Annotated in this window: 21 protein-coding genes; 12 read left to right on the forward strand and 9 right to left on the reverse strand. The window is 60.1% G+C overall.

The features are described 5' to 3' along the window. Positions 1-18: 18 nt before the first annotated feature. Positions 19-924, forward strand: coding sequence for an ABC transporter ATP-binding protein (locus tag HMPREF2920_RS10230; protein WP_069359659.1), 906 nt, complete (start codon positions 19-21; stop codon positions 922-924). Then, positions 921-2,186, forward strand: a complete 1,266-nt coding sequence (locus tag HMPREF2920_RS10235) for an ABC transporter permease (RefSeq protein WP_016423304.1) — start codon at positions 921-923, stop codon at positions 2,184-2,186. The genes HMPREF2920_RS10230 and HMPREF2920_RS10235 overlap by 4 nt, the downstream gene beginning before the upstream one ends. A 113-nt stretch (positions 2,187-2,299) precedes the next feature. Here the strand turns inward: HMPREF2920_RS10235 and HMPREF2920_RS10240 are convergent, their stop codons facing one another. Then, a complete protein-coding gene (locus HMPREF2920_RS10240) occupies positions 2,300-3,286 on the reverse strand; it encodes a ribokinase (RefSeq protein WP_016423305.1) in 987 nt (328 codons plus the stop codon). A gap of 108 nt (positions 3,287-3,394) precedes the next feature. Between HMPREF2920_RS10240 and HMPREF2920_RS10245 the strand changes: the two genes are divergently transcribed. Next, entirely contained in the window at positions 3,395-4,876 is a 1,482-nt protein-coding gene (locus tag HMPREF2920_RS10245) for a carboxyl transferase domain-containing protein (RefSeq protein ID WP_070601703.1), read from the forward strand. Positions 4,877-5,121: 245 nt separating this feature from the next. Here the strand turns inward: HMPREF2920_RS10245 and HMPREF2920_RS10250 are convergent, their stop codons facing one another. Both HMPREF2920_RS10250 and HMPREF2920_RS10255 read right to left on the reverse strand, forming a co-directional pair. Continuing rightward, positions 5,122-5,481, reverse strand: coding sequence for an FKBP-type peptidyl-prolyl cis-trans isomerase (locus HMPREF2920_RS10250; RefSeq protein WP_005511805.1), 360 nt, complete (start codon positions 5,479-5,481; stop codon positions 5,122-5,124). Positions 5,482-5,697: 216 nt separating this feature from the next. Next, entirely contained in the window at positions 5,698-6,993 is a 1,296-nt protein-coding gene (locus HMPREF2920_RS10255) for a citrate synthase (protein WP_016423307.1), read from the reverse strand. Positions 6,994-7,718: 725 nt separating this feature from the next. Here HMPREF2920_RS10255 and serC point away from each other — a divergent pair. The 3 genes from serC (at position 7,719) to HMPREF2920_RS10270 (ending at position 11,045) form a co-directional block, all read left to right on the forward strand. Then, entirely contained in the window at positions 7,719-8,855 is a 1,137-nt protein-coding gene (gene serC / locus HMPREF2920_RS10260) for a phosphoserine transaminase (protein ID WP_049171366.1), read from the forward strand. A 141-nt stretch (positions 8,856-8,996) separates the two neighbouring features. Continuing rightward, positions 8,997-10,124 carry a septation protein SepH gene (sepH, locus tag HMPREF2920_RS10265; RefSeq protein WP_083301581.1) on the forward strand — a complete coding sequence of 376 codons (1,128 nt, stop codon included), beginning with the start codon at positions 8,997-8,999 and terminating at the stop codon, positions 10,122-10,124. A 15-nt stretch (positions 10,125-10,139) separates the two neighbouring features. Next, on the forward strand, positions 10,140-11,045 hold the full coding sequence (locus HMPREF2920_RS10270; RefSeq protein WP_070601701.1) for a DUF6928 family protein: 906 nt from the start codon (positions 10,140-10,142) through the stop codon (positions 11,043-11,045). A 3-nt stretch (positions 11,046-11,048) separates the two neighbouring features. Here the strand turns inward: HMPREF2920_RS10270 and HMPREF2920_RS10275 are convergent, their stop codons facing one another. From HMPREF2920_RS10275 to HMPREF2920_RS10285, 3 genes are all read right to left on the reverse strand, one after another. Beyond that, positions 11,049-11,921 (reverse strand): TrmH family RNA methyltransferase, encoded by an 873-nt coding sequence (locus HMPREF2920_RS10275; protein ID WP_070601699.1) that lies wholly within the window; start codon positions 11,919-11,921, stop codon positions 11,049-11,051. 9 nt (positions 11,922-11,930) lie between these two features. Further along, complete coding sequence (locus tag HMPREF2920_RS10280; protein ID WP_016423312.1) at positions 11,931-13,445, reverse strand: NCS2 family permease; 1,515 nt, start codon at positions 13,443-13,445, stop codon at positions 11,931-11,933. Between the two features lie 158 nt (positions 13,446-13,603). After that, positions 13,604-14,296, reverse strand: a complete 693-nt coding sequence (locus HMPREF2920_RS10285; protein WP_224433761.1) for a DUF3027 domain-containing protein — start codon at positions 14,294-14,296, stop codon at positions 13,604-13,606. Between the two features lie 23 nt (positions 14,297-14,319). Between HMPREF2920_RS10285 and HMPREF2920_RS10290 the strand changes: the two genes are divergently transcribed. Together HMPREF2920_RS10290 and HMPREF2920_RS10295 are read left to right on the forward strand one after the other, a co-directional pair. After that, positions 14,320-15,480, forward strand: coding sequence for a glutaminyl-peptide cyclotransferase (locus HMPREF2920_RS10290; protein ID WP_070854159.1), 1,161 nt, complete (start codon positions 14,320-14,322; stop codon positions 15,478-15,480). Positions 15,481-15,602: 122 nt separating this feature from the next. Next, positions 15,603-16,097 (forward strand): DUF2771 family protein, encoded by a 495-nt coding sequence (locus tag HMPREF2920_RS10295; protein ID WP_049193037.1) that lies wholly within the window; start codon positions 15,603-15,605, stop codon positions 16,095-16,097. A 72-nt stretch (positions 16,098-16,169) separates the two neighbouring features. On the opposite strand, the gene HMPREF2920_RS10300 is transcribed toward HMPREF2920_RS10295, so the two are convergent. Continuing rightward, positions 16,170-16,601, reverse strand: coding sequence for a cold-shock protein (locus HMPREF2920_RS10300; RefSeq protein ID WP_070545904.1), 432 nt, complete (start codon positions 16,599-16,601; stop codon positions 16,170-16,172). Between the two features lie 870 nt (positions 16,602-17,471). Here HMPREF2920_RS10300 and HMPREF2920_RS10305 point away from each other — a divergent pair. Further along, a complete protein-coding gene (locus HMPREF2920_RS10305) occupies positions 17,472-18,092 on the forward strand; it encodes a transglycosylase family protein (RefSeq protein ID WP_016423316.1) in 621 nt (206 codons plus the stop codon). A 439-nt stretch (positions 18,093-18,531) separates the two neighbouring features. Here HMPREF2920_RS10305 and HMPREF2920_RS10310 read toward each other — a convergent pair whose 3' ends face one another. After that, a complete protein-coding gene (locus HMPREF2920_RS10310) occupies positions 18,532-18,720 on the reverse strand; it encodes a hypothetical protein (RefSeq protein WP_016423317.1) in 189 nt (62 codons plus the stop codon). 74 nt (positions 18,721-18,794) lie between these two features. On the opposite strand from HMPREF2920_RS10310, the gene HMPREF2920_RS10315 reads away from it, so the two are divergent. The 3 genes from HMPREF2920_RS10315 to HMPREF2920_RS10325 all read left to right on the forward strand — a co-directional run bounded on the left by HMPREF2920_RS10315 (position 18,795) and on the right by HMPREF2920_RS10325 (position 23,830). Continuing rightward, a complete protein-coding gene (locus HMPREF2920_RS10315) occupies positions 18,795-21,311 on the forward strand; it encodes a helicase-associated domain-containing protein (RefSeq protein ID WP_070601693.1) in 2,517 nt (838 codons plus the stop codon). Between the two features lie 148 nt (positions 21,312-21,459). Next, positions 21,460-23,163: a DNA repair helicase XPB gene (locus HMPREF2920_RS10320; RefSeq protein WP_070854160.1), complete on the forward strand. Its 1,704-nt coding sequence runs from the start codon at positions 21,460-21,462 to the stop codon at positions 23,161-23,163. 25 nt (positions 23,164-23,188) lie between these two features. After that, on the forward strand, positions 23,189-23,830 hold the full coding sequence (locus HMPREF2920_RS10325) for a DUF3239 domain-containing protein (protein ID WP_049171985.1): 642 nt from the start codon (positions 23,189-23,191) through the stop codon (positions 23,828-23,830). A 132-nt stretch (positions 23,831-23,962) separates the two neighbouring features. On the opposite strand, the gene HMPREF2920_RS10330 is transcribed toward HMPREF2920_RS10325, so the two are convergent. Beyond that, the gene (locus HMPREF2920_RS10330; RefSeq protein WP_049171987.1) at positions 23,963-25,105 is read right to left on the reverse strand and encodes an alpha/beta hydrolase; all 1,143 of its coding nucleotides are present in this window, start codon (positions 25,103-25,105) and stop codon (positions 23,963-23,965) included. Positions 25,106-25,238: the final 133 nt, after the last annotated feature.

Genomic DNA, 25,238 nt, shown 5'->3' on the forward strand with positions numbered 1-25,238 from the left:
CTCAATCTAAGGATCACCATGAACAGCCTCATTATTGACGGGCTTGAGAAGTCCTACGGAGACCTGCAGGTTCTCCGTGGCATGAGCTTCCAAGTTCACCCTGGAGAAATCTACGGCTTCGTCGGCTCTAACGGTGCCGGCAAGACCACCACTATGCGCATTGCCCTGGGCGTGCTGGCCACCGATAAAGGCGAGGTGCGCATCGGCGATACCCCGATGAATGACTCGCTGCGCCGCACGATTGGCTACATGCCAGAAGAACGCGGCCTCTACCCCAAGGCTGAAGTCCGCAAGCAGCTGATTTACTTTGCTCGCCTACACGGTGTGCCCACCAAGCGCGCGGAATCCAATGCCGACAACTTGTTGGAGCGCCTCGGTCTCACCGAGCGTGCCAACGACAAGGTCGACACGCTCTCGCTCGGCAATCAGCAGCGCGTGCAGCTGGCAGCCTCCCTCGTCCACGACCCAGAAATACTAGTCCTCGACGAGCCCTTCTCTGGTCTCGACCCAGTTGCGGTCAAGGTGATGAGCTCCGTACTCAAGGAGTACGCCGACCGCGGCACCCCGATTGTGTTCTCTTCCCACCAGCTCGACCTTGTCGAGCGCATGTGTGACCGCGTCGGCATCATCCGCGACGGCCGCATGCTCGTGGAAGGCACTGTTGATGAGCTGCGAGCACGGGGCCCACGGGCTTTCGTCGTCAAGCTCGATGGTGCGCCCCAGGATTGGGCGACCTCCGTCGAGGGCGTGACAAGCGTGGAGCGTGATACCCATGGTGCCACCGTCGTTCACCTCGATTCCAACGCCCCCGCCGACACCGACCAGAAGCTGCTACACAGCGCGATGGCAGCGGGAACGGTCCGTTCGTTTGGACCTCTGCAAATTCCACTTACCGAGCTCTACCAGGAGGCCGTACAGCAATGAGCACCAACACTTACAACGCCTCAACGGCCGTCAAGACTGTTTTCGTCCGCGAACTCCGCGAGCATCTGCTGAAGAAAAGCTCGCTAATCACGCTCATCATCATGGCAGTGGCGGCCGTCGGCGGTATCTTCGTTGCCGACTACATGACCTCCAAGTCCGATAATGACACCGTAAAAATCGCGGTCGTCGGAGAAGCGCCGTTCGCGGACTCTCTCGCCGACGCTACCGCCGAAATAAAGGATGCTGAAGGCGCGGATGCCGCAGCCGGCGCATTTGCCACAGCATCGCTCTCACCGTTGGAGATTACGTCCGCGGCAGACGACAAGGCCGCTCGCGCTGCCGTCACCGACGGCGACGCCGACGCCGCTCTCGTCCCCGACACCGCAGAAGGCAAGGAGGGCTCGTGGAAGCTGCTTGCCGACGACGCCCCATCCTGGCTGGCCCCAATGCTGCAGGAGTCGCTGCAGAAACAAAATGAAGCCATGCTGCTCAGCGAAAACGGAATCAACCCCAGCGAGTTTTTCTCCAAGACTCAAAGCGCAGCCGTGTCGGTGGAGTCGCTGGATGAAGCCAAAGACGAGAAGATGCCCGCAGTGGTCATCACACTGATTGGTGTGATGGTCATGATGACCGCCATCCTCGTCTTCGGCGGCGCGGTGGCCACCAGCGTCATCGAGGAGAAGTCCTCCCGCGTCATCGAGATCATTCTCTCGACCGTTCGCCCGGCGCACCTGCTGGCTGGCAAGATCCTCGGCGCCGGTCTGGCTGGCATCATCATGATGAGCGTGCTGACCGCCAGCGCCGCAGTTGCCCTCATGATTACCGGATTGGCGGAGAGCTTCGATGTGCCGTGGTCCGCAGTCTGGCTGCTGGTCCCGTGCTTCATCCTCGGTTACTTCTTCTTCGCCGCGCTGTATGCAGCCTCCGCATCCTTGGTCAGCCGTATGGAAGATTTCCAGGGCGCACAGATGCCGGTACTAGTGTTCTCGCTGATCACGATGTATGTTCCGCTGTTTGGCTGGAGCAAGCTGGACTCTACCGTCATGCAGATTGCAGCGTGGATTCCACCGGTTTCCATCACCACTGCCCCGATGCAGTACGCCGTTGGCAACTTCTCCGCACTCCAGTTGGCGGCTTCGCTGCTAATCATGGTTGTGGGAGTAGCCGCAGTCATCGCACTCGCCGCCTGGATCTACCCGCGCAATGTCCTGCGCACCGGTGCCGCGGTCAGCTGGAAGAAGGCTCTGACAGCCAAGAGCTAGCCCCAGCCCTGCCCAAAAGAGCGTGACTCCTTCGGCCACGGTCACCTAAAACCGAATAATCGTCAATCGCGTAGTTTGCTCAGCGCACCTTATAGGCCTTTGCGCAGCGCACCTTATAGACCATGGTCCGCCGCAAACTGCGCGATTTTTCCTGTCTCGCCATAGGAGGTCTGCGCCCCCACGCCTGTCGCCGCATGAGCCGAGACCACCGCCGCAAGACGAGCTGCCGTCACCACATCATCGCCCGCGGCCAACGCGGTGAGGACCGTACCCATGTACGCATCACCGCAGCCCGTGGTGTCCACGACCTCGATGGGCAGCGCTGGAATGCGAGTGACTGCCACCTCGCTTTCCGACGTCCTCAAGACCGCAGACCCCTCCCCGCCAAGTGTGACAATGGCCGTGGAAATCCCGTGTTCGTCGGCAAGCGCGCGCCCAACCGCATCCCACTGACCGTGCTCGCAACCGGCGACCGCGCGCTCGGAGCCGATGATGGCTGCGAGTTCGTGCTCGTTGACAATGAGGACATCGACCAGCGCGAGCAGATCCTCACTGACCGCCCGAATCGGCGACAGGTTGAACACCACCGGCACACCCGCATCGTGGGCAATCTGTGCGGCGGCCAGGACAGCCTCATCACAAATCTCCAGACACAGACCGAGGCACCCAGCCCGCTGAATCTTGTCCGCATGACTGCGCACCATCTCAGCATCGACTTCACCATTGGCGCCAGCGGAGATGACAATGAAATTCTCCGCCGCATCATCAACGACAATCATGGCTGTACCAGTGGCAGAGTCGACGGTCTCAACTGCAGAGATGTCCACGTGAGCGTCGGTAAGCGCGTCGCGCAGCAACTGCGCATTGGGATCCGAACCGACCGCGCCGACCAGTTCCACGGCCGCGCCCAGTCTTCCAGCCGTCGCCGCCTGATTCGCCGACTTACCGCCCGGCAGAATGCGCAGAGGACTGCCCTCGATAGTCTCGCCACCATGCGGCAGGCGCTTCACGGTGACGGTCAGGTCTGCGTTGATGGAACCGACGACACATACGTTTGGCCTCTGTTCAGCCAGCTCGGTGAGGCGCTCAGTAATCGGCATTGGTTCGACTCCTCGGTAGTGCGGACACGTTTTTTCCGACAATAGCGCTACCCCTTTCCGCCCACCATCAACTAAGCCGGTTTACCCCTTGTTTACTACCGTGGAGGTATGGCTAGAATCAGCGCCCAACAAGTAATAGATACCGTCCTCGACCACGGAAGTTTCACATCCTGGGACGGCGCGCCCGAGCACGGCAACATCGACGAGGCCTACCGCGGCACACTGTCCCGCGCCGCTGAGAAAACCGGTCTCGATGAGGCCGTTATCACCGGCGAAGGCACCGTCGGCGGCAAGCGCGTCGCCGTCATCTGTTCTGAGTTCGGCTTCCTCGGCGGTTCTATCGGCGCCGCAACCGCTCGTCGTATTATTCGCAGCATCGAGCGCGCGACTGCGGAGCAGCTGCCCCTGTTGCTCTCCCCGACCTCGGGCGGCACTCGCATGCAGGAGGGCACTGCGGCGTTCGCGCTCATGATCTCTATTACCACCGCAGTGGCGCGCCACAAGGATTCTCACTTGCCATTCCTGGTGTACCTGCGCAATCCCACCACCGGTGGTGTCATGGCGTCGTGGGGGTCGGCAGGCCACTTCACCTTCGCAGAGCCCGGCGCACTTCTCGGCTTCCTCGGCCCGCGCGTCGTCGAGCTCGCTACCGGCGAACCCATGCCCGAAGGCGTTCAGACCTCCGAGAACCTGTTCAAGCAGGGCATTATCGACGGCATCATTCCGCTCGAAGGTCTGCGCGGCGCTGTCCGCCGCACCATCGACGTGCTTGCCGACGGAGACCCCAGCGAACCCACCCCACCGCCAGTAGCAGCCATTGATGGTCGCGATACCTGGGAAGCTATCCTGCGCACCCGCGATACTTCTCGTCCAGGTGGCGGCGACATTATCGATGCCCTTGTCGACTGCTCCGTGCCGATTTCCGGCACTGGCGATGGCCACAAGTCGCTGTCGGTTCGGGCTCGCCTGGCGCGGATTGGTGAGCGGCCGGTGATTCTGGTCGCCCAGGATCGCCATAATCAGCCACCCCTGGGCACGCATCCAATGGGTCCGGGTTCTCTGCGTTTTGCCCGCCGTGCGATGCGCATCGCGGAAAGCCTGAACATTCCGCTGGTCACGGTCATTGACACCCCAGGCGCTGAGTTGACCAAGGACGCCGAGGAAAATGCCATGGCCGGCGAGATTGCCCGCACCTTGACCACGCTGGTGAACTTGAAGGTTCCGACCGTGTCACTCATTCTCGGCCAGGGCTGCGGTGGCGGTGCGCTGGCCATGCTGCCCTCTGACCGCGTGCTGGCAATGCACGATGCTTGGATGTCTCCGTTGCCGCCGGAGGGTGCTTCGGCGATTATCTACCGAGACACCGAGCATGCCCCGGAAATGATGGAGGAGCAGGGCGTTGGCGCCGAGGCCATGCTGAAGACCGGGGTCATCGACGAGATTGTGGCCGAACCTGAGAATCCGGCCGAACTGCCCCGCCGTGCTCTGAGTGCTATCGAGCACGCCCTCTGGGAGCTGGAGAAGAATCCGGCTCGCGTTGGCCGTGAGCAGCGTTTCGACCACTACCGTCGCTTCGCGCTGGGTGAGTAAGGGGTCTGGGGGCTGGTGTGGGGCTGGTGTGGGGCTGGTTTGGGCCTTCAGCCCCCCCACCCCAACCTCAGAAAGCAAGAAAGTGACTGAGTTTATGACACTTTTGGGCAATTTTTCACGCCTGAAGTGTCATAAACGCAGTCACTTTCTTCGCCGGAAATCCTGCAAACCGCCGACGGAGGGATGGGCAGGAACCGCGAAGCGGAGCGAAGCTCAGCCGGCCAACAGAGCTAGCATGCGGACTTCTACTTAACGTCCAACAGGTCGATGACGAAGACCAGGGTCTTACCAGACAGGAAGTGTCCTGCACCAGCCGGGCCGTAAGCTTTCTCCGGAGGGCAAATCAGCTCGCGACGACCGCCGACCTTCATGCCCGGAATGCCTTCCTGCCAACCGGCAATCAGGCCGTTCAGCGGGAACTCGATGGACTGGCCACGGTTCCAGGAAGAGTCGAACTCTTCACCGGTTTCGTAGTCAACACCCACGTAGTGGACCTCGACACGAGCACCCGGGGTGGCCTCCTTGCCGTCACCGACAGTGAGGTCGTTGATGACGAGTTCCGTCGGAGCCGGACCGGACTTAGCAGTGAGTTCTGGCTTGGACAAGACAATCTCCTATCACAGTTGGCTTTTTCACAGTTGGTATTCAGCCCAACGTAAATGGACCCAACTTAAATGGGGTTTCTTAGAATTCTAGGAAAAATAAAAGGCGCGTACCAACCTTTCGAAGGCTAGTACGCGCCTTTTCGCGTTTTCAACGCTGGACTTTTCTATGCTGAGTTACCTGCGAGAAACTCCTACGCGGTAATCGCTAGAAAATCCTTAGCGCTGGTCGCGCGGAACGAAGTCACGCTCGGTCTCGCCGGTGTAAATCTGGCGAGGACGGTTGATCTTCGATGCCGGGTCAGTGACCTGCTCGTTGAACTGAGCGATCCAGCCCGGGAGGCGGCCGATGGCGAACAGGACGGTGAAGAAGTCCGTCGGGAAGCCCATGGCGCGGTAAATCAGACCGGTGTAGAAGTCAACGTTCGGGTAGAGCTTGCGGGAGACGAAGTAGTCATCAGCCAGTGCAATCTCTTCCAGCTTCATAGCCAGATCCAGCAGCTCGTCGCCGCCGAGGTGCTGGAGCACCTCGTGGGCGGTCTTCTTAGCGATAGCTGCACGCGGGTCGTAGGACTTGTAGACGCGGTGACCGAAGCCCATCAGGCGGACGCCCGGCTCCTTGTTCTTCACGCGGTTCATGAACTCGGTTGCGTCGCCACCGTGGTTCTGCTGGATGTCCTCGAGCATCTCCAGAACAGCCTGGTTAGCGCCACCGTGCAGCGGGCCAGACAGAGCGTTGATACCAGCAGCGATGGAGACGAACATGGAAGCGCCGGAGGAAGCGACCATGCGGACGGTGGAGGTGGAGCAGTTCTGCTCGTGGTCAGCGTGCAGGATGAGCAGCTTGTCCAGAGCATCAACCACTACCGGATCAACCTCGTAGTCAGCGGTCGGGTAACCGAACATCATGCGCAGGAAGTTCTCGCGAGCGTTCAGGTTGTTGTCCGGGTACATGTACGGCTCACCCTTGGATGCGCGGTAAGCGTATGCAGCCAGCATCGGGACCTTAGCCATCAGGCGAACCGCAGCCAGGTTGCGCTGCTCTTCGTTCAGCGGATCCAGCTCGTCCTGGTAGTAGGAAGCCAGGATGTTGACCGAGGAAGCCAGGGTCTGCATCGGGTGTGCGCCACGCGGGAAGATGCTGAATGCGCGACGGAAGTCCTCGTCCAGCAGGGTGTGGTGACGAATGTCGTGGTTGAACTGCGCAAGCTCTTCCTCAGACGGAAGGTGGCCGTGAATCAGTAGGTAGGAAACCTCGTTGAAGGTAGCCTTCTCAGCCAGCTGCTCAATCGGGTAACCGCGGTAGCGCAGGATGCCGTTACCGCCGTCGATGTAAGTGATCTTGGACTCGGTAGAACCGGTGGCGGTGTAGCCCGGGTCAAAGGTGGTCAGTCCAGTTTCCTGGAGCATCTTGCCCAGTGCGATACCGTCGTTACCCTCGGTTGCCTTGACGATGTCCATCTCGAACTCGCCGCCCGGGTAGTGGAGTACAGCCTTGCCGTCTTTAGTAGCCACAACTTCCCTTTCACAGAAAAATTCTTCTTAACGACTCCAGAGTGCGGGGGAAGCAGGCACAGCGGAAAACAGCATGCTGCCTCCCAACTCCACGCCACCCCTTCGGGGTCGCATTGTTTTCAATGATTCAATTATGCGCGACATTTGCGTTCCATTGCATCTTGCCCAGTGAAAAAAGTTTGCTTAGTTCACATCGACCGTGTCGTAACCATAAAGAACCGACACCTGCAGTGGATTAGAACACACAATATCAAAGAGTGTGAGCAGTGCAACACCCTCTACCCCATTCGGGCAGCCTGGGCTTACCCAATCTTGACCCCTCTTCACCCCGAAATGCAAATGGAAAAAACGGGTTTATTACGTTGTCACTGCCCATTTACTAATCAGGAGGTCAGGAGCCCATTCAGCGGCCAATGTCTTTAAAAGTTCAAAAGCCATCGAGCCGACGCCCGAAAACACATCGACTAAATCCACAATAATTCACCCCTCGCCGCCCGCCCGAGGCCCCACACCGCCAAGTTTTCAGCACCAACAAAACTGGAAAAAATTCTTCGCAAACTTTGCAAATACGCCAATCCACCCTGTTTTGTTATGCAAAGTACGGAAGCGGGGGCAATTGAACCCCACCCTTTTGCTATAAGTACCCCCGATTACCGCTAGAGTTTGAAGACAACGGCTGTATATCAAGCTTCACTTTGAATGCACTTTGAAAGGTTGCGCCTCATATGAGCGATCAATTCCCAGTCCTCCCTGAAGAGTTCCAGCCCGGCGACGGCCGCTTTGGTTGCGGTCCGTCGAAGGTTCGCCCGGCACAGATTCAGGCAATCGTTGACGGCGGTACCTCTATCATGGGTACCTCCCACCGTCAGCCGGCAGTGAAGAACGTTGTTGGTGAGGTTCGCGAGGGTCTGGCTGAGCTCTTCCAGCTTCCGGAAGGCTACGAGATTGTCCTGTCCCTCGGCGGCGCAACCGCTTTCTGGGATGCTGCCACCTTTGGGCTCATCGAGAAGAAGTCCGCTCACCTGACTTACGGTGAGTTCTCCTCCAAGTTTGCCAAGGCCTCCAAGATGGCTCCGTGGCTCGACGCTCCGCAGATCATCGAAGCAGAGCCGGGTTCCGCACCTGAGGTTGTCGCTGGCGAAGAGGGCGTTGACCTTATTGGTTGGGCTCACAACGAGACCTCCACCGGCACCATGGTTCCGGTCACCCGCCCGGCAGGCTCCGAGGGCCAGCTCGTGGCTATCGATGCCACCTCCGGTGCCGGCGGCCTCCCGGTCGACATGTCCCAGGCTGACGTCTACTACTTCTCCCCGCAGAAGTGCTTCGCTTCTGACGGCGGCATCTGGTTGGCTGCAATGTCCCCGGCTGCCATCGAGCGTATTGAGAAGATCAATTCTTCCGACCGCTTCATCCCGGCTTTCCTGAACCTGCAGACTGCCGTTGATAACTCCCGCAAGAACCAGACCTACAACACCCCGGCCGTCGGCACTTTGCTGATGCTGGCTGATCAGGTCAAGTGGATGAACGCCAACGGCGGCCTCGACGGCATGGTTGCCCGCACCACCGAGTCCTCCTCCCACCTCTACAACTGGGCTGAGAACCGTGCGGAGGCAACTCCGTTCGTCACCGATGCTGCAAAGCGCTCGCTGGTCGTCGGCACCATCGACTTCGAGGACAACATCGACGCCGCACAGATTGCCAAGGTTCTGCGCGCCAACGGCATCCTCGACATCGAGCCGTACCGCAAGCTGGGCCGCAACCAGCTGCGCATCGGTATGTTCCCGGCCATCGACCCGGAGGACATCCGTCGTCTGACTGGCGCTATCGACTGGGTTCTGGACAACGGCTACGCTGCAAAGTAACAGCCAAATACCGGCCTCAGCCGCATAACTCCCGCGCCACGCGCAAGGGCATTGCCCCATTTGTCCGTGACGCGGGAGTTTTGTCGTTTACCATGATTAGTGAGCATTACTTATAACGTCGACCAACAAGGAGGTTCTCGCATGAGGGAGCTGAAGCCCGTTCTGGACGGCGATGTGACCGATTCACTGATTCTCGTTCCCGCCGATATCACCGAGCAGGAACGGCAGGAGGGACTTCGCTTCACGCTGCCTCTCGACGAGAACCTGCGCACTTTCCTGGTCGAGCACTTCGAGCTCGCCGATGCCACTGGTTCCCCTGCTGTAGCTGATTCCGCATCGCTTGCCGACGGATCCAGCGCCGCCACCGCCACTGCCAGCGGTAGCTCTGGGGAGAGTGCTACCGCAGAGAGGGGCTCCACCGACGGAAGTTCCACTAGTGGCAGCACAGCGGAAGCCACCACCGCAAGCGGCGACGCGGCCGAAGGCAGCGAGGCGGCCGGCAACTCCGCTACGGCAGGCGGGGCACCGAAGAAGACTCCAACGGCACCGAAGCCAGTTCTGGAAGAGCCCCGCGTAGTTTTGTCGCCGCGCGAAATCCAGGATCGCATTCGCAGCGGCCAGACGGTGGAGGAGCTCATTGAGTACAGCGGCATGCAGCCGCGCAAGATTGAGTCCTTCGCCTACCCGGTGCTTGCGGAGCGCGCACGTATTGCGGAGCTCGGCAAGCAGTCGAAGCCACGTCGCATTGATGGCCCGGCCAAGTTGTCCCTGTGGGAGATTCTCGCCACCGCTTTTGCCGCCCGTGGCCAGGAACTCGCCGATGCCTCGTGGGACGCCTACCGCGACCCGAGTGGACAGTGGATTGTGACGGTTACTTGGAATGTCGGCCACACCACCAACGTAGCTGAGTGGAGTTACCAGGCGGAGGGACTTTCCGCGCTCACCATTGCTCGCAATGAGCTGGCAGCAGAGCTGATTGACCCCGACTTTGCCCGCCGCAACCGAGACTTGGCTCCGCAGGCCAATCGAGCTGCTGATACCGCGGATACCTCTGAGATGCCAGCCGCATGGCAGTCTTCGGCGGAGCCGCAGCGAGGCCACGGGGAGCAGGATGTTCCGTCGCAAAGCGATGCCGCCGACGACGATATTGACGAGGCGGAGTTCTTGCAGCACCCGGACGCAGAGCAGCCGAAGCGCAAGAAAAAGACTGTCATGCCGTCTTGGGAGGATGTGCTACTCGGCGTACGTCCGAACGGCCCGAAGAAGTAGGAGTTTCCCTCGACAATGAGCTCCATGACCAGTGGCAACGCTTCTGATTTCGAATTCTCCGCGATTCGCCGCGGTGTAGTCACAATTTGGTTTATCAGCACCAATGACCCTGCTGCGACCCTGGAGACAGGTGTTCAGCACGACCGCGGTTTCGGGCGTCGTTTCCTAGCTCTCTATGACTCAACGCTGCCGGTAACACCGATTGGTGATTTCCCGCTCAACCGCTCGGCAGAAACCGGTGACGGTGAATACTACATCGGTGGCTTTGAGGGCGTTGCCGTACTGCAGACGGTTCTCGATGATGTCTCGCAGCTGTCCAAGCTGTCGCCTCGTCTGCGGCAGGAGATTGCCGCCACGGACGTCTACGCGAGTGTGTCGAATAAATCCACGGGCTTCGGTGCCTTTGCGCATTGGCACGATGGTGAACTCAAGCGCGCCTTCTCGGCGACTCGTTACCGCACGCTGGAGGATATCGGTCTTCCCTGCCCCGCAGAGGGCAGCTTCTGGGCGGGCAAGCACCGCCCGCTGCCCGACGCTTTCGAAGATACGGGTTCACGTCCACGCGAGGGGGTCGGTTTGCCGTTCGTTCCGGCAGAGCTTGCCGACGCCGTCATCACCGACTGGCTCGGATTCGACCCGCATTCGCCCGCTACAGACATCCCTGTTAGTGGTTTTGCGGTGGATGGCCGTCGTGCGGCTCCCGGAGCTTCGTATTCGACGTCTCGTAGTCCACGCGGGCTAATGGGTGAGCCGGGTTCCTCCGAGTCTGGCGCAGAGCTTGACCGCGCCTACGACGACTACGAAGTTCACAACGCAGAGCCGAACCGAGACTTTCTGGAGGAGCTCAGTCGCTTTGGGGCTAAGGCCAAGAACTTCGCTGGCCGCACCTGGCGGCGGGCGCGAGGCAAGTTCGGGAAATAGTCTCTACCGCACTGCGCGCTGCGACTGAACGCGCAGTCGCTCGTAGAACGCGATCGCCGCGGAGGTAGCCACATTCAGGCTGTCAGTTCCCGGTGACATGGGAATGCGAGCACGCACATCGGTGGCTACCATCGCGTGCTCGGTAAGCCCCTGCCCCTCAGCGCCAACGAGAATCGCGACCTTGTCCGTGTCCATGGCATCCCACAGGTCCACCGTGCCCGCAGGGGTCATCGACACCACGCGGAAGCCCTGCTCTTTGAGCTGGTCCAAGCTTCGCTGCCAGGTGGTCGTAGTACCGGGCAGAGTCGCAAATGGGACTGTCAGCACATGCCCCATGGAAACGCGCACGCTGCGGCGATACAGCGGATCGGCGCAGGCCGCGCCGAAGACGACCCCATCCACGCCCATGCCCGCCGCGTTACGGAACAGGGCTCCGATGTTCTCGTGGTCACCGACTCCCTCCATCACGGCCAAGGTGGTGGCTCCGCTCAGAACTTGGTCCACCGATAGCTCCGGCGCGCGGTCAGCGGTGGCCAGCAGGCCGCGGTGAAGATCAAATCCGGCCGCTGCGGCCAGAACCTCGCGGTCGAGTTCAAACCAGGGCACCGTTTCCGCAATAGCGGCCTCGCTCGCGGTCAGTCCGTCGGCAAGCGATGCGAGCTTCTGGCGAGTACCAAAGACTGCGCGGAGCGGAAAGCGTGAGCGCACTAACCGCGGCACAATGAGCGTGCCTTCGGCGATGACCAGCCCCTTCCCACCGGGCAAATCGGGGCGGGAATCGGACTTGTTGAGGTTGCGGATGTCATCGAGACGGCTGTCGGCGGGATCGTCGACGACGATGGGCGCAAAGCGTTCGAGGAATGTGGTGGTACTCATGGAAACTCTTTAGCCGCCCAGCAGAGCGGTGAACGGATCGGCGGCGAAGTAGATGATGAACAGGCCGGAGACAATCCACATCAGCGGATGTACGGACTTGGCACGACCCGAGAAGATAGCCATCGCAGCAAAGGTGATGAAACCGATGCCGATACCATTTGCAATCGAGTAGGTAAACGGCATGGTGACAATAGTCAAAAATGCCGGCAGTGCGATGTCGAAACGGGTGAAATCAATCTCGGTGATCTGCCCGATCATCATGGCACCGACGATGACCAGCACTGGCGCGGCAGCCTCGATGGGCACGATTTCATAGAGCGGGGTGAAAAACATCGCTGCCAGAAAGAGGATGCCGGTGACAATGTTGGCAAGGCCAGTGCGTGCACCATCGGCGATGCCCGCTGCGGAATCCACAAAGACGGTGTTCGACGAGGAGCTGACTGCACCACCGACAATGGCACCGGTGCCTTCGACAACCAGTGCGCGCTTCATGTCCGGCAGCACACCGTCTTCATCGACAAGTGCGGCCTGCTTGCCCAGACCAGTCATCGTGCCCATGGCATCGAAGAAGTTCGCCAGGACCAAGGTAAACAGCAGCATGGTGGCGCTGAGGGCACCGACGCGGGCAAAGGATCCGAAAAGATCCACAGCTCCAACGAGGGACAAGTCCGGCATGCCGCCTACGCGGTCCGGCAGAGTCGGTACCGCGAGATTCCAACCGGTCGGCACTGGCTTGCCATCAGCGAAGGAGGGGCCCGCATCCGTCAAGGCCTCGACTGCGAGCGCAATGATGGTATTCAGCACGATGCCGATGAACAGGCCACCTGGAATATTGCGGACAACCATGATGCCGCAGATAATCAGCCCGAGGACGAACACGGCGGTCGGCCACGAGGCAATCTGACCATTGATGCCGAGCTGCACCGGGACAGTCGTGTCAGCGGCATCGGGAATACGGCGAACCAGGCCACCGTCGACCAGACCAATCATGGCAATGAATAGGCCGATACCCACACTCATCGCGGCCTTCATATCGGACGGAATCGCGTGGAAGACAGCTGTGCGGAATCCGGTCAGCGCCAGCAGCACGATAATCACGCCGTCCAGCACGACCAGGCCCATCGCTTCTTCCCAGGCCAGTCCCTCGTTAGCAACGAATGTCACGGCAACCAGGGTGTTGATGCCCAGGCCCGTCGCAATGCCGAAGGGGTACTTGGCAAAGAGACCAAAAGTAATGGTCATGACACCCGCGGCGAGCGCAGTGACAGCGGCGACCTGTGGTATCCCCAGGCTATTGCCGTTGACATCCTCGATATTGCCGAGGATCAGCGGGTTGAGCAGAATGATGTAGGCCATCGCGAAGAAGGTCACTACGCCACCGCGAATCTCGGTCACGGTCGTCGAACCGCGCTCCGTGATGTGAAAATAGCGGTCCACTGCCGAAAGATGGCTCCCCTTCCGTGCAGGCTTGGAGTCCTTCGCCTCATCTGAGGATGTTGCAGAGGTGGACGTACCTTTGTCCATTTTTTATGCCTCTCTAGAGTCTCTTTATTATCCGTGTCACGTGTTTATCCGTGTCAGAGCGGAATTTTTGTGCCGAAATCCGTAACGGTGCAGTCTCTGGGGCCACAGTGGCGTCGAAACTGCACCTTCTTCGTCATCGCGTTTGCCTAGGTGGAAAGCTACAGGTGGGAATCCTGGTAGGGTTCCGCCACCGGTGCACCCTGCCCCGTTACTTCCGGGATAGCTGAGTGAGCACCGCAGCCGTGGTCAAAGCTTACGGCCGTGGCATCGAATGTCCATTCGTTAACGCACACGCCCCAGTTCTTACCGAGCGGCCCGGTCAGCGGGACCATAAAGGCGCAGGTTCGGCAGCGGTGCAATGCTTCCCGAGCAAAGTCACTCTCGGGGCCGGTATCGCCCTCTTCCCAACGCTGCTCGGTGTCTTCCACACCACGCGCCGACAAGGTGCGGGTCTGCAAGTCATCGCCGTCGAGTCGCTCATCTCCCACTGCAGCCGGCAACAAATCGCGCGGACCGAGGTCACCGGGGCGCAGCCGCTCCTCGTAGGGCACCCATTCAGGCGCCTGCAGCGCGGTTTCGCCAGGGACAAGAGCCACTTCACTGACCGTCGCCTGTTGAGTGCCCGGCGCGCACGCGACCACCACATGCCACTCCCAGCCCCTGTATCCGGGCAGGTCAGCCGCAAAACGATGCACCGCAACGCCCTCGCCTACGACACTTACACCGGTGTGCGCGCCGGCAGGCCCCTCCCCGAGCTCTTCAATCGCGGTACGGGCAGTGTCGACCGCCTGGTGATTCATCACCTTCCCCCGTCGGCGGCTGTTTCGGGAACGTCGTCGATTTTCAGTCACGTTTCCTATCCTAGAGTGAAGCTATGGACAGATTCCCGTCGGGCGACGCAAAACCCGCCCGCACCTTCCACTCATCACGCTTTACGACGGTCCGAGCTGCCATCCTCTCCGTGGCAACTGCCGCCCTATTGGCCGGCTGTGCGGCTGAAACTGGTTCAGGTGGCGATCCCTCAGGCGAGGCCCCTTCTAGTGGCGCTAGTGCGGACTCGAACTCCGGCACCGCCCCAAGGTCGACTTCGGCATCGGTTAATCCCTCCGAGCTGGTCGGTGCCGATAAGGTGCCGGGGCTCGGTGACGTTCCGACACTGAAACTGGCCATCGAGCAGTCCTATCCTGTCTTGGCTCCACCACTTCCCACGGAGAAGAACGTCGCTGCGCCTTTTGTCCAGGGCCTTGAGTTCGAACCCGATGGCTCTTTGTTGATGGGTACCGGCCTCTACGGCGAGTCCCAGATTTACCGATTGCCGCAGTGGCTCGACAACTCTGCAGCCGAGCCGACCAACGTGGAAGATTTACAGCCTGAACTCTTCGGCGAGGGGGTTACCCGTCATGGAGATACCGTGTGGCAGCTGACGTGGAAGGAAGGACGCGCCATTGAACGCGACGCGGCTACTCTCAAGCAGCGTCGCGAGGTTCCCTTCGACACCGAGGGCTGGGGCGCGTGCTCCTTCGAGGACACCATCGTGACCTCCGACGGCAGCGGCACCCTCACTTTCCGCGCCCCCGATGACCTCTCTTCCCAGCGTCAACTGCCCGTCACTGCAGCAGGTACAGAGACAACGTGGCTCAACGAACTTGAGTGCGTCACTGTCAACGGCGACGCAGCTCTGGACGAAGTGCCGGACGAAGCACCAGCGGACACGAGCGATTCAAACAACCAGAGCAACGCGGACGGACCAAACTCCCCGCAATCGCACCGCGAGATTTGGGCCAACGTCTGGCAGAGTCCATTCACCTACCGCATCAACCCGGAAGACGGAAAGGTCACAGGCATCGTCGATGCCACCGAACTCTTCCGCGACTTGTACGCGCAGCTCTCCCCAGCAGAGCAAAACAGTATTGATGTGCTCAACGGCATTGCTCTAATGCCGGATTCTTCCTCTACCTCCCCCAATGGCCCCCGCCAGTTCCTGCTCACAGGGAAGAAATGGCCCACGGCCTACCGTGTTACCGTGAGTGAATAGCAGTATCTGGCCCGAAAACGGCTAGTGTGACTGAACGTAGCTTCAATTCCGTTACGAATGTCGGGAAGTGAGAGTTGATGGGATCGAGTAGGCGCCGCTGGCAACAGAATAGTAAGGCGTTCATGGTTGTCGGCGCTATTGTCGTGGTGGGTCTTGTCGTCACCGGCATTGTCCTTGCTGTCAATAAGTGGACCAACCAGGCAATCGACGACCCGCACGCGCTGTCCATCGAGGTCATTCAGGACGGCGAAACCACAGAGGTTCTTCCCTACCGTGTCTGCGACCTCTTTGAGAAGAATGCCTGCACCACGACTGAGGCCAACGCCGCCAAGATTTCTCTGGGCGAGCAGGAGACAGCTGAGGTTAACGTCGGCTCCACTGTTGGCTCTAACTCTTGGACTCTGCAGCGTTTCTTCTCCGACGATGCGGTCAACTCCACCTCTCGCAAGGATCCGGGCGAAGCCACGACCGAGACCATCGCCGGCTCCGCAGCTGTTGCCGGCAAACGCACCCCACTCGGGGTCGTGGAGGTTTCCACCGCGCTCATCGGAAAGAACTCCGAGGGTGAAGAGACCACCTACGGTATTACTTGGTCGATCGTCAACGAACAGTCGTAAAGCACAGCAAAACGCCCGCTCACTGAGGTTATCCACCTTCGTGAGCGGGCGTTTTTCACATCTTCTACCGACTTACGAGTCCAGCTCGCGCGCGACCGCACGCAGGACTTCAGCCATCTGGTGGCCGTCCTTACGCTCCGGGTAACGCCCGGCGCGCAGGTCACGCTGCACCGTCGACTCCAGCATGGAAATCATGTCCGAAATCATGCCGTTGAGATCGCTGGGGCTGTGCTTCTTTGCTTGACGACGGGCTCCTGCGCCCCCACCTGCCCCGCCACGGCGGTGACGGGCACCGCGCGGTCCCTCGTCGAGCACCTTGATCCGGAGAGCCTGCGGGCCTGGGCGGCCGTCAGCGTAGTCGTACTCCAGGCGCTGACCAGTTACGAGTTCTTCCACGCCTTTCGGCAGCACGTTCCTGCCGATGTAGACATCTTCACCGTCCGGATTCGAAACGAAGCCAAAACCGCGATCCTTGTCGTACCACCTGACCTTACCGATGGGCACTTTCCACCTAACCTTCCCGTGCCCTGTGACTGGGGGCACTCAACCTCGTTCCCCTTGTGCAGCGGTGACTGCCCTTCGGGGTCTTCGGATCGGAGATGCAATTCTTCCGCATTTGCCACCGTCCTCGCACGCACAAATGGCCAGAGTTAGAGGCTCGCTCGGGGCGAGCTTGGCCAGACAGGACCGCGAGGATATGCCAGGCCGGGTGCTGTCTTAATGGTGTTCCTTTAATTAAGGTGCGACCAAAACAGGACGCACTCCAACCGGGAACACATTATTTATTACTGCTTACTAGTGCGAAGTGGCGGCAGCGGTAGCGGCGTGCATGTGCACGTCACCTCCGATTACCTAAAGAACTCAATTATACCCATAGATGGGGACATAAAGGGAAGACGGATCTGTGTGAAGCGAGCACTCTCGCGGATTGACGCACCGAGACGGCAACTAACTGCCAGCGTTGGTTCTTTATGGCTATCTCTTATGGCCATCCTTCTCAGTGCATGCGGCGCGCCAAAACCGGAAAAATAACAAGACGATAACGTGAGCTTTATCACATTTTGAAGTTTTAACTTACACAACACCAATAACAGTCACGTCTTTTACCTGCAGTTTCACCTACTTTTATGTATATTTCCCACCTGCGCTCAAAATTAAGAATCCGGCGATTCGCGTGACTATTTCGTTATCAACCGCTACGGTGTGCAATCGACGCGTTTAACGGACGAAGTCGCATAGATCGCCTTCATCTCACTCCAGTGCGATGACATCGGCCCGTTATCAACAACGTGAAGAACTTTCCATAAGAGTGAGATGGGGTTGCATTAGCCCCACTGGCGCCACAAAGAAAATCGACGAAAAGGAAATTTTCATATGGCTCGCCACGCAGCTAAGACCAACACCTTCGCTTCCACTTCGGCAAAGGTTGCACTGACCGGCGCAATCCTCGGTGCCGGTGCCGCTATCTTCGCACCGACCGCTTCTGCAGCTCCGGACTCCGACTGGGACCGCCTGGCACAGTGTGAGTCCGGTGGCAACTGGCACATCAACACCGGAAACGGCTACTACGGCGGTCTGCAGTTCTCCGCAAGCACCTGGAACGCTTTCGGTGGTAACGAGTTCGCTTCGACCGCTGATCAGGCTTCCCGCGAGCAGCAGATCTACGTTGCTGAGAAGGTCCTGGCTCAGCAGGGTTGGGGCGCATGGCCGGCTTGCTCCGCAAGCCTGGGTCTCTCCTCCGGCCCGACCGATCGTCCGCACCCGAGCCAGGGCTCCGCTCCTGTTCGCGCACAGGCCGCTCCGGCAGCTGCTGCTTCCGACTCCAAGACCGACCTGGTTCAGCAGTTCGCTGACCGCCTGTCCAACGTCGACAGCCTGTCCGACGCTCAGGCACTCATCGCTGAGTTCCGTGCACTGACCGGCGAGGTTGAGCTCCCGCAGGAACTGGTCGCAGCCATTCCGTTCGACCTGTCGAAGCTGCAGGGTCTGATCTAAGACTTTCGAGCTAGCCAGCTCATCACAGTAGCCCCGAGGGTAATCCCCTCGGGGCTACTTTTTGCCTTCCGCAGATTGGCGGTGCCGACCCAATGCGAGTTAGTGACTGCGTGAATTACTGTCTGCGTTTATGGCTGGCAACGGCGTGCCAACGCGAGTTAGTGACTGCGTTTATGACAAAAATGGCCCGAAAAATGGCTTGAAAGTGTCATAAACTTACACAGTTTCACATTTGCAGCCCGCATCCATGGGGCCATTCCGGTGGATTAACCGGAAACGGGCTTGAATAAGCCCCCGCCCACTTCAAGCCCCCACTTCAAGCGCCCCTACTCAAGCCCCCGCCCCGAGGCCACAGATGTGAAAACCCGCAGCCATGACTGAACTAGCAGTCACGGCTGCGGGCCTCCAGCAGATGTAGCTCTGCTAAGAACCTAAAAGATTACTTGTTAATCACCGTGGTCGGGTGCACGTAACCCAGAGTCTCCGGATCAACCGGGAACTCAATGTCGCCGAAAGGCGAATCTGCACCAGCGTGGTGAGCAATCAGTTCAGTAACAGCGTGCTGACCAGGCTCGAGGTCCTTCGGCCAGCCGGGATCGACATAGGATTTCTTTGCAACGTTAGCCATGCTGAGATTATCCCAAAAATTTTCTCCCCAGTCACCTTCTCCCCTCCTTAAATCTCACTAAAGTGGGGATTGTCATGACTAGCACCACCCCCTTTGCACTCTTTTCCGACTGGTTGGCAGGTCAACCAGACCAATTTGTGGGCACTATCCTCAGCAATCGCCCCGATGCGCTGTCGCCACCGCCGAAGTCTTCCCAGGTGCTAGCGGCAAGGCTCCAGCTCCGCGCTTCTGTCTCCCGCGCGCTGACCAGACTGCCCGCACTGGAGCTCGCCTGCATTGAGGCCGCCGCCGACCTCGGTGCTGACGCCGAACCCGTCACTGCGGACGCCCTCATCGACTACATTCTCGACTTACTCTCTCGAGCAGAGGTTCCCGCCAATCAACGGCCCACGGCCACGCATATTCGGACAAGCCTCGATACCCTGCGCGAATACGGACTCATCTGGGGCAACGGTCCCGGCCCCCGCGGCACCTTCACCGGCAAGTCCACCCGCAAGAAGCCTCTGCCCTGGCAGGACTACTTCTGCCTCAGCGATGAGGTCGCCACCTCGTTGCCACCTGGCTGGTATCTTCTGCCCAATCCCGATGGCCCCAGCCGCAGCCAGCTACGCACGGCACTCACCGAGGTCACAGACAGGCAGCAGCGTCTCCTGGATACCCTCGCCAACTCCGGAGGGCTCGGCGTCACAAAGGACGCTCATCCGGATGCCGACCCTTCACTGCCGGTCCCAGCGCTCATCAACGCCGGCCTGCTCGAACGCATCGACGAGGGCACCGTCCGCCTGCCCGCCACCGTTCGCGCGCTTATGCGTGGAGTCGGGCTTGCCGACGACGACGTCCCCCTGCGCCCCGAAACCCCCGCTACCCACGCGATCGCCAGCGGTAACGACCGTGCTGCCGCCACTGCCTGGGAAACTTTGCGACAGGCGACTGACCTGCTGGACTTGCTGGGAACCGACCCCGCGCCGACCTTGAAAAACGGTGTCATCGGAGTGCGGGAAACCCGCAGTCTCATCGAGGAGCTCGGCGTCGACATCTCGGAGTTGGCTCGCGGCGTGGCTAATCTCAGTGCAGCGGGCCTGGTTCATGTCGGCACTCCGCATCCGCTGCCACTGCACGACAGCGGTGGTGACTATTTCGCCCCCACGCTGGCAGCCGACGGCTTCCTCGACGCCGACCTGGTTGACCGGTGGGTGAGTTTGACGGTCGGCACTCGCACTAGCGACGCAGCTCCCTGGCGGGTCGACCAGCTCAATGAGGAAGGCAAGCGCATTGCTCTACTCTCCCCACAAGCTCGGCTCTCCGGGGTACCGTCAATCCGGGAAATGGTGCTGGCCTGCTGTGCGCAGGTGGCGTCGTCGGCAAGCGACAACGACATCGTTGCTCTGGCTGACCTGCGTGAATGCGCCGCCTACTACTACCCGATTACCAACGCGAGGTGCACGGACGAGACGCTCAGTGGCGTGGTCGACGAGCTGGTCGCCCTCGGCATCGTCGTGCGGGACCCGGGCGTGGAAACGATTTCCGTCGGCCTTAGCGAGGTTGGCAAAGCCATGGTCGCGCTCATCGAATCCGGCACCGCCGAGGCCTTCGACGATCTGCGTGCCGCCTGTAACAACCTCTTGCCACCGAACGCCTCGTACCTGATGGTTCAGGCGGACAACACCATCGTCGTACCGGGCCCCGCATCCCCGGAGATGGAACGCATGCTCAGTTCGATTGCGCAGCTGGAATCTCCCGGCCTCGCCAGCGTCTACCGCGTGACCGAAGACAGCCTTCGCGATGCCCTCGACGCCGGCATCAATGCCGCCGATATCTCGGAGTTTCTTTCGCGCTACGCCGTCGGCGAGGTGCCGCAGTCCATTACCTATTTGCTTGACGACGTCGCCCGCCGCCACGGTCGTCTCCGCGGTGGCCCCGCAGCTTCGTTTATCCGCTGTGACGATCCGGCCCTGCTGGCCTCATTCCAGAGTCACCAGGCTGGACAAAGCCTGGCGTTGCGGAAGATTGCCGAAACGGTGCTAATTAGCCAGGCCCCGCTTGCCCAGGTGATTGAGACCGCTAGAAATGCGGGCTTTTCCATCATCGCCGAAGATGCAGAGGGTTTGGTGCTGGATCTCGGTCGCGCTCCCTGCCGCATTGAGGCGCCGGCTCCGGTGCCCGCTGCGCGTACAACGATGCCCGAACCGGAACGCATCAGCCAGGCGTTGACGGCTATTGCCGATGGCAACCGTGCTGCTGAGCACGCCGGTAGTTCCAGTGGCGCTACGGCCAGTGGCAGCACTGCTGGGGTCTCTGGCTCGGCTGCAGATTCGGCGACAGGTACGGGGACAGCTGCCGGTGCCAGCACTAGCACCAATGGCACGAGCGACTACGCCTCCGGCACCGAAGCGTTCAAGCTTCTGCAGCGCGCGGCTCGCCATGGCGACGACCTGTATTTGAGCTACGTTGACCGCAACGGCAAACCCGGCCGCAAGCGCGTGCGCCCAGTCACCGTCTCCGGTGGGCAGGTCGATGCTATCGACCCGGCCACCAGTCAAGTGCTGCGCTTCCTGCTGCATCGCATTACCGAAGTACATCCTGTCGACTAGGCGGCGGGCGCGCGGACCGTCGTAAAGCGATGCAGAAGCGAATGTGGCGGTTCGGGATGATTCGAGCCCGTGACGCATCTTCTGCGTAATCGTGGCAGAATTGACCTTTAGCTTATTTTTGGTCGAATGTCTGCGAGGCGAGGAAATAATGGGTTTCGGTACGGGGCCGCTGATCGTCCAATCGGATAAGACGGTGCTGCTGGAGGTCGATAATCCGGAGGCGGATGCGGCACGCGCGGCGCTGGCACCGTTCGCGGAGCTCGAACGTGCTCCTGAACATGTGCACACCTACCGCATCACCCCGCTGGCGCTGTGGAATGCTCGCGCCGCCGGTCACGACGCGGAGCAGGTGGTCGATGTCCTCGAGCGCTTCTCCAAGTTCCCCGTCCCACAGCCGCTGCTTATCGACGTCGCGGAGACCATGGACCGCTATGGTCGCCTGAGCCTGACCAAGCATCCAGCTCACGGCCTTATTCTGGTCTCACACGACCCTGCGGTACTGGCCGAGGTGACCAAGCACAAAAAGATACGTCCGATGCTCGGTGAGCAAATCGATGCCGACACCTGGACCGTGCACCCCTCCGAGCGAGGCCGAATCAAACAGGAGCTGCTGAAGGTCGGCTGGCCTGCCAATGACACCGCCGGATACATCGACGGTGAGGCACACGCCATCGCTTGGCAGGGTCAGGGCACCGGAGGCCACGACACCTGGGAACTGCGCGACTACCAACGCATGGCGGCTGATTCCTTCCGCGAAGGCGGCTCCGGCGTCGTGGTGCTGCCCTGTGGCGCAGGCAAGACAATCGTCGGTGCAGCGGCCATGGTAGACGCGCAGCGCACCACGTTGATTCTGGTCACCAACACCGTCGCCGGCAGGCAATGGCGCGACGAGCTGCTGCGACGCACCTCGCTGACCGAGGGCGAAATCGGCGAGTACTCCGGCGAAAAGAAGGAAATTCGCCCCGTCACCATTGCGACCTACCAAGTGGTCACGCGCAAGACTAAGGGAGAATACCGCGCACTCGAGTTATTCGATTCCCGCGACTGGGGCCTCATCATCTATGACGAGGTCCACCTCCTGCCCGCTCCTGTATTCCGAATGAGCGCGGATCTGCAGTCGCGCCGTCGACTGGGGCTCACCGCTACCCTGGTGCGCGAAGATGGCCGCGAGGGCGATGTCTTCAGCCTGATTGGCCCGAAGCGCTACGACGCCCCGTGGAAGGACATCGAAGCCCAGGGCTGGATCGCACCGGCTGACTGCGTTGAGGTCCGCGTGACCCCAACCGAGTCCGAGCGCATGCTCTACGCCACGGCTGAGGCCTCCGACAGGTATCGTCTGGCCGCAACGACGCCGACGAAGATTCCCGTCGTCAAGCAAATCCTTGCCCGACACGAGGGCGAACCCGCTCTGGTGATTGGTGCCTACCTGGATCAGCTCGAAGAGATCGGCGAAGAGCTCGGCGTCGACGTCATCGAAGGAAAGACGTCCAACGCCAAACGCGAGGAGCTCTTTGGGAAGTTCCGGCGCGGCGAGATCAACACGCTGGTGGTCTCCAAGGTTGCGAACTTTTCCATCGACCTTCCCGAAGCCTCTGTCGCCGTGCAAATCTCCGGCACCTTCGGTTCCCGACAGGAGGAGGCACAGCGCCTGGGGCGTCTCCTGCGCCCGAAGTCCGATGGTGGTGGCGCCGTCTTTTACTCGGTGGTGACTCGCGATACGCTCGATACCGAATACGCAGCTCACCGCCAGCGTTTCCTGGCGGAACAGGGCTACGCCTACCGAATCGTCGACGCTGATGAGTACCTCGGGCCCTCCCTGCCCGGTGATTCCACCGCTAGCTCGGAATCCTAGAAAACTGGATAACTAAAGGACTGCCATGAACTTTCACTTCCCCGTCAACCGCGAGCACACCAACGCCAACAACGAGTACTACCGCGATGCCCGCCGACTGCTCATCTCCTCCGGCATTTTCTCTGCTCTGCTGCTCGTCGGCGCTGTGCTGGTTCTAATAGTTTTCGACCGCACGCCGTTTGTTATCGGCAGCGCGGTTGTGCTTTTCGCCCTCGCGGCTCTCTACGTCGGCGTTACCTTCCAGGTGCGACGCGCAATTAAGGATCCGCAAGAGCTTTACGACGAATCCCCGCTGGTTCCGGCCATGATTGCGCGTGTGGATGAGCGGACCATGGTGCTGATGACCCTGGTGGACATGCGTAAAAACCCCTCCGATGGCGAGCCCGTCCCGGCCCTGGCTACACGTACGGTCACCACGATTTCCGGTGTCCCCCGCCGCGTGGGCGCGAAGGTGCCAGCTGTTGCTGTGGCCGGTACACACAAGAGCCGCACCGAGTTCTACGACGAGATCACCCCAGTGCCGCTCGCGTGGTCCACTCCAGACAAGTCAATCATTGCCCAAGCCCAGCGCAATATTCCTGTCAACGATTGGAATGTGCTCGAACGCAACATCGACCGGGTGGAAGAGGTACACGCAACGAAGCGCAACCTCCTGCCGCTGAACTAGTCCGGGGGCTGTTAGCCCCCGACATTTTGGCACTGAACTGTTCTAGACCCGCCCCCGATTTCCCTTAGCAGCGCCCCCTCCGCGGTGCTCACATGCACGGCGAGAGCGCCATTGGGAACTGAAACGGATTGACTAGCTCTTGCCCCATGACTCTTCGTTCTGCCGGTCGATCGCTTCCTTATCGTATTCACCTGCCGGATCCTCTGGCAGCTCACGTTCCGTGTGAGTGGCCTCTAGAATGAACCGCGCCGCGTCCGTAATCTGTTCTCGCTGAACCTTTGGAACCGCAATCTGGTGAGTCGCCAAGAATACCGCCTGAGAGGCCTCTCCCCCTGCCTCCTCAACCTTCTTCAGGTACTCGGTAGCTGGCCGAACGACAGTATCGCGGGAGGCCGCCTGAACGTGGACACGCATGCTTCGCGACGGCTCATGCAATCCCGGTGACACTTCCTTTGCCGAATCATCAGAGGTGCCGAAGAATGCCTGCAACCACACCGCAGGAGCACCACGCAGGTCTAGAGCCGGGGCAACGAGCAACAGAGCAACCGGAGTGTCTTGACTAATCTGGTCCACCGCAGAAACAACGTTGTGGCCGCCTGAAGAGACACCATAGAGAACTATCGGGTTCTGATCACTGATGGGCATTGCACCCAATTTTTGAAGCTGCAACGAATCATCTGCAACAGATGCGACTACCCGCGCGATGTCATTGACGGCCTCAGATACTTTATGCTCTGGCGCGAGACGGTAATCCACATCCACAACAATTGCGCCCGATCGGGCTGCCAGGGCAGCCATATTTGGGCCGAAGGAATTCTCACGCAGACTGCCGTCACCCATCCAGAAAGCGCCGCCGTGTGCAGCAACTACCACAGACCCGGTTGGATCCTGCGGGACAAAAACCCGAACCGGAACGCTAGGACTATCCCCCACCGTCGTATCCGTCACCTCTACCTTGCCGTCGGCATACGCAAGGTATGGCGAAGAGTGGTTGACAGCCGCCCCCAGGACCATCATCGAACCGTGAATAATGGCGTCTGGCATACGAGCGCCGCGGTCATTGACTGACGCACGAGCCTTCTTAATGTCTTCCTCAGAGGCACCCAAGGGGACAACCTCGCTCAAGTAGGAATAGGCCGAGACGTGTTCTTCGAGCCATTCAATAAGCTGTTGTAGCTTACCTTCTTCGGTCGTTACGGGAGTGAAGTTGTCTTGAGCCTCGTCCTCAGAAGAAGCGAGGTTAACCACATCGGAGTTAGGTGTCTGATTAGTCATAGAGACAGTCTGCCACAGAGAGCCAACGAGGATTCACCAAAAGAGGAAACCGAGGATCCGATCGACGCTTAGTTAATTCCGTTTACCTGTGGGTAAAACAAAAGTGGGCCGCAGCACCCAACCCCACACAAGG

Source organism: Corynebacterium sp. HMSC075F02, assembly GCF_001838335.1.
GTDB classification, from domain to species: Bacteria; Actinomycetota; Actinomycetes; order Mycobacteriales; family Mycobacteriaceae; genus Corynebacterium; species Corynebacterium jeikeium_D.

What these genes read in the sequence shown, in the direction of transcription:
- HMPREF2920_RS10280 (WP_016423312.1), bottom strand. Translation starts at nt 13,445, where the DNA reads ATGGACAAAGGTACGTCCACCTCTGCAACATCCTCAGATGAGGCGAAG.
- HMPREF2920_RS10295 (WP_049193037.1), top strand. Translation starts at nt 15,603, where the DNA reads ATGGTTGTCGGCGCTATTGTCGTGGTGGGTCTTGTCGTCACCGGCATT.
- HMPREF2920_RS10330 (WP_049171987.1), bottom strand. Translation starts at nt 25,105, where the DNA reads ATGACTAATCAGACACCTAACTCCGATGTGGTTAACCTCGCTTCTTCT.
- serC (WP_049171366.1), top strand. Translation starts at nt 7,719, where the DNA reads ATGAGCGATCAATTCCCAGTCCTCCCTGAAGAGTTCCAGCCCGGCGAC.
- HMPREF2920_RS10245 (WP_070601703.1), top strand. Translation starts at nt 3,395, where the DNA reads ATGGCTAGAATCAGCGCCCAACAAGTAATAGATACCGTCCTCGACCAC.
- HMPREF2920_RS10275 (WP_070601699.1), bottom strand. Translation starts at nt 11,921, where the DNA reads ATGAGTACCACCACATTCCTCGAACGCTTTGCGCCCATCGTCGTCGAC.
- HMPREF2920_RS10270 (WP_070601701.1), top strand. Translation starts at nt 10,140, where the DNA reads ATGAGCTCCATGACCAGTGGCAACGCTTCTGATTTCGAATTCTCCGCG.
- HMPREF2920_RS10240 (WP_016423305.1), bottom strand. Translation starts at nt 3,286, where the DNA reads ATGCCGATTACTGAGCGCCTCACCGAGCTGGCTGAACAGAGGCCAAAC.
- HMPREF2920_RS10290 (WP_070854159.1), top strand. Translation starts at nt 14,320, where the DNA reads ATGGACAGATTCCCGTCGGGCGACGCAAAACCCGCCCGCACCTTCCAC.
- HMPREF2920_RS10235 (WP_016423304.1), top strand. Translation starts at nt 921, where the DNA reads ATGAGCACCAACACTTACAACGCCTCAACGGCCGTCAAGACTGTTTTC.
- HMPREF2920_RS10230 (WP_069359659.1), top strand. Translation starts at nt 19, where the DNA reads ATGAACAGCCTCATTATTGACGGGCTTGAGAAGTCCTACGGAGACCTG.
- HMPREF2920_RS10320 (WP_070854160.1), top strand. Translation starts at nt 21,460, where the DNA reads ATGGGTTTCGGTACGGGGCCGCTGATCGTCCAATCGGATAAGACGGTG.
- HMPREF2920_RS10325 (WP_049171985.1), top strand. Translation starts at nt 23,189, where the DNA reads ATGAACTTTCACTTCCCCGTCAACCGCGAGCACACCAACGCCAACAAC.
- HMPREF2920_RS10315 (WP_070601693.1), top strand. Translation starts at nt 18,795, where the DNA reads ATGACTAGCACCACCCCCTTTGCACTCTTTTCCGACTGGTTGGCAGGT.
- HMPREF2920_RS10305 (WP_016423316.1), top strand. Translation starts at nt 17,472, where the DNA reads ATGGCTCGCCACGCAGCTAAGACCAACACCTTCGCTTCCACTTCGGCA.
- HMPREF2920_RS10310 (WP_016423317.1), bottom strand. Translation starts at nt 18,720, where the DNA reads ATGGCTAACGTTGCAAAGAAATCCTATGTCGATCCCGGCTGGCCGAAG.
- sepH (WP_083301581.1), top strand. Translation starts at nt 8,997, where the DNA reads ATGAGGGAGCTGAAGCCCGTTCTGGACGGCGATGTGACCGATTCACTG.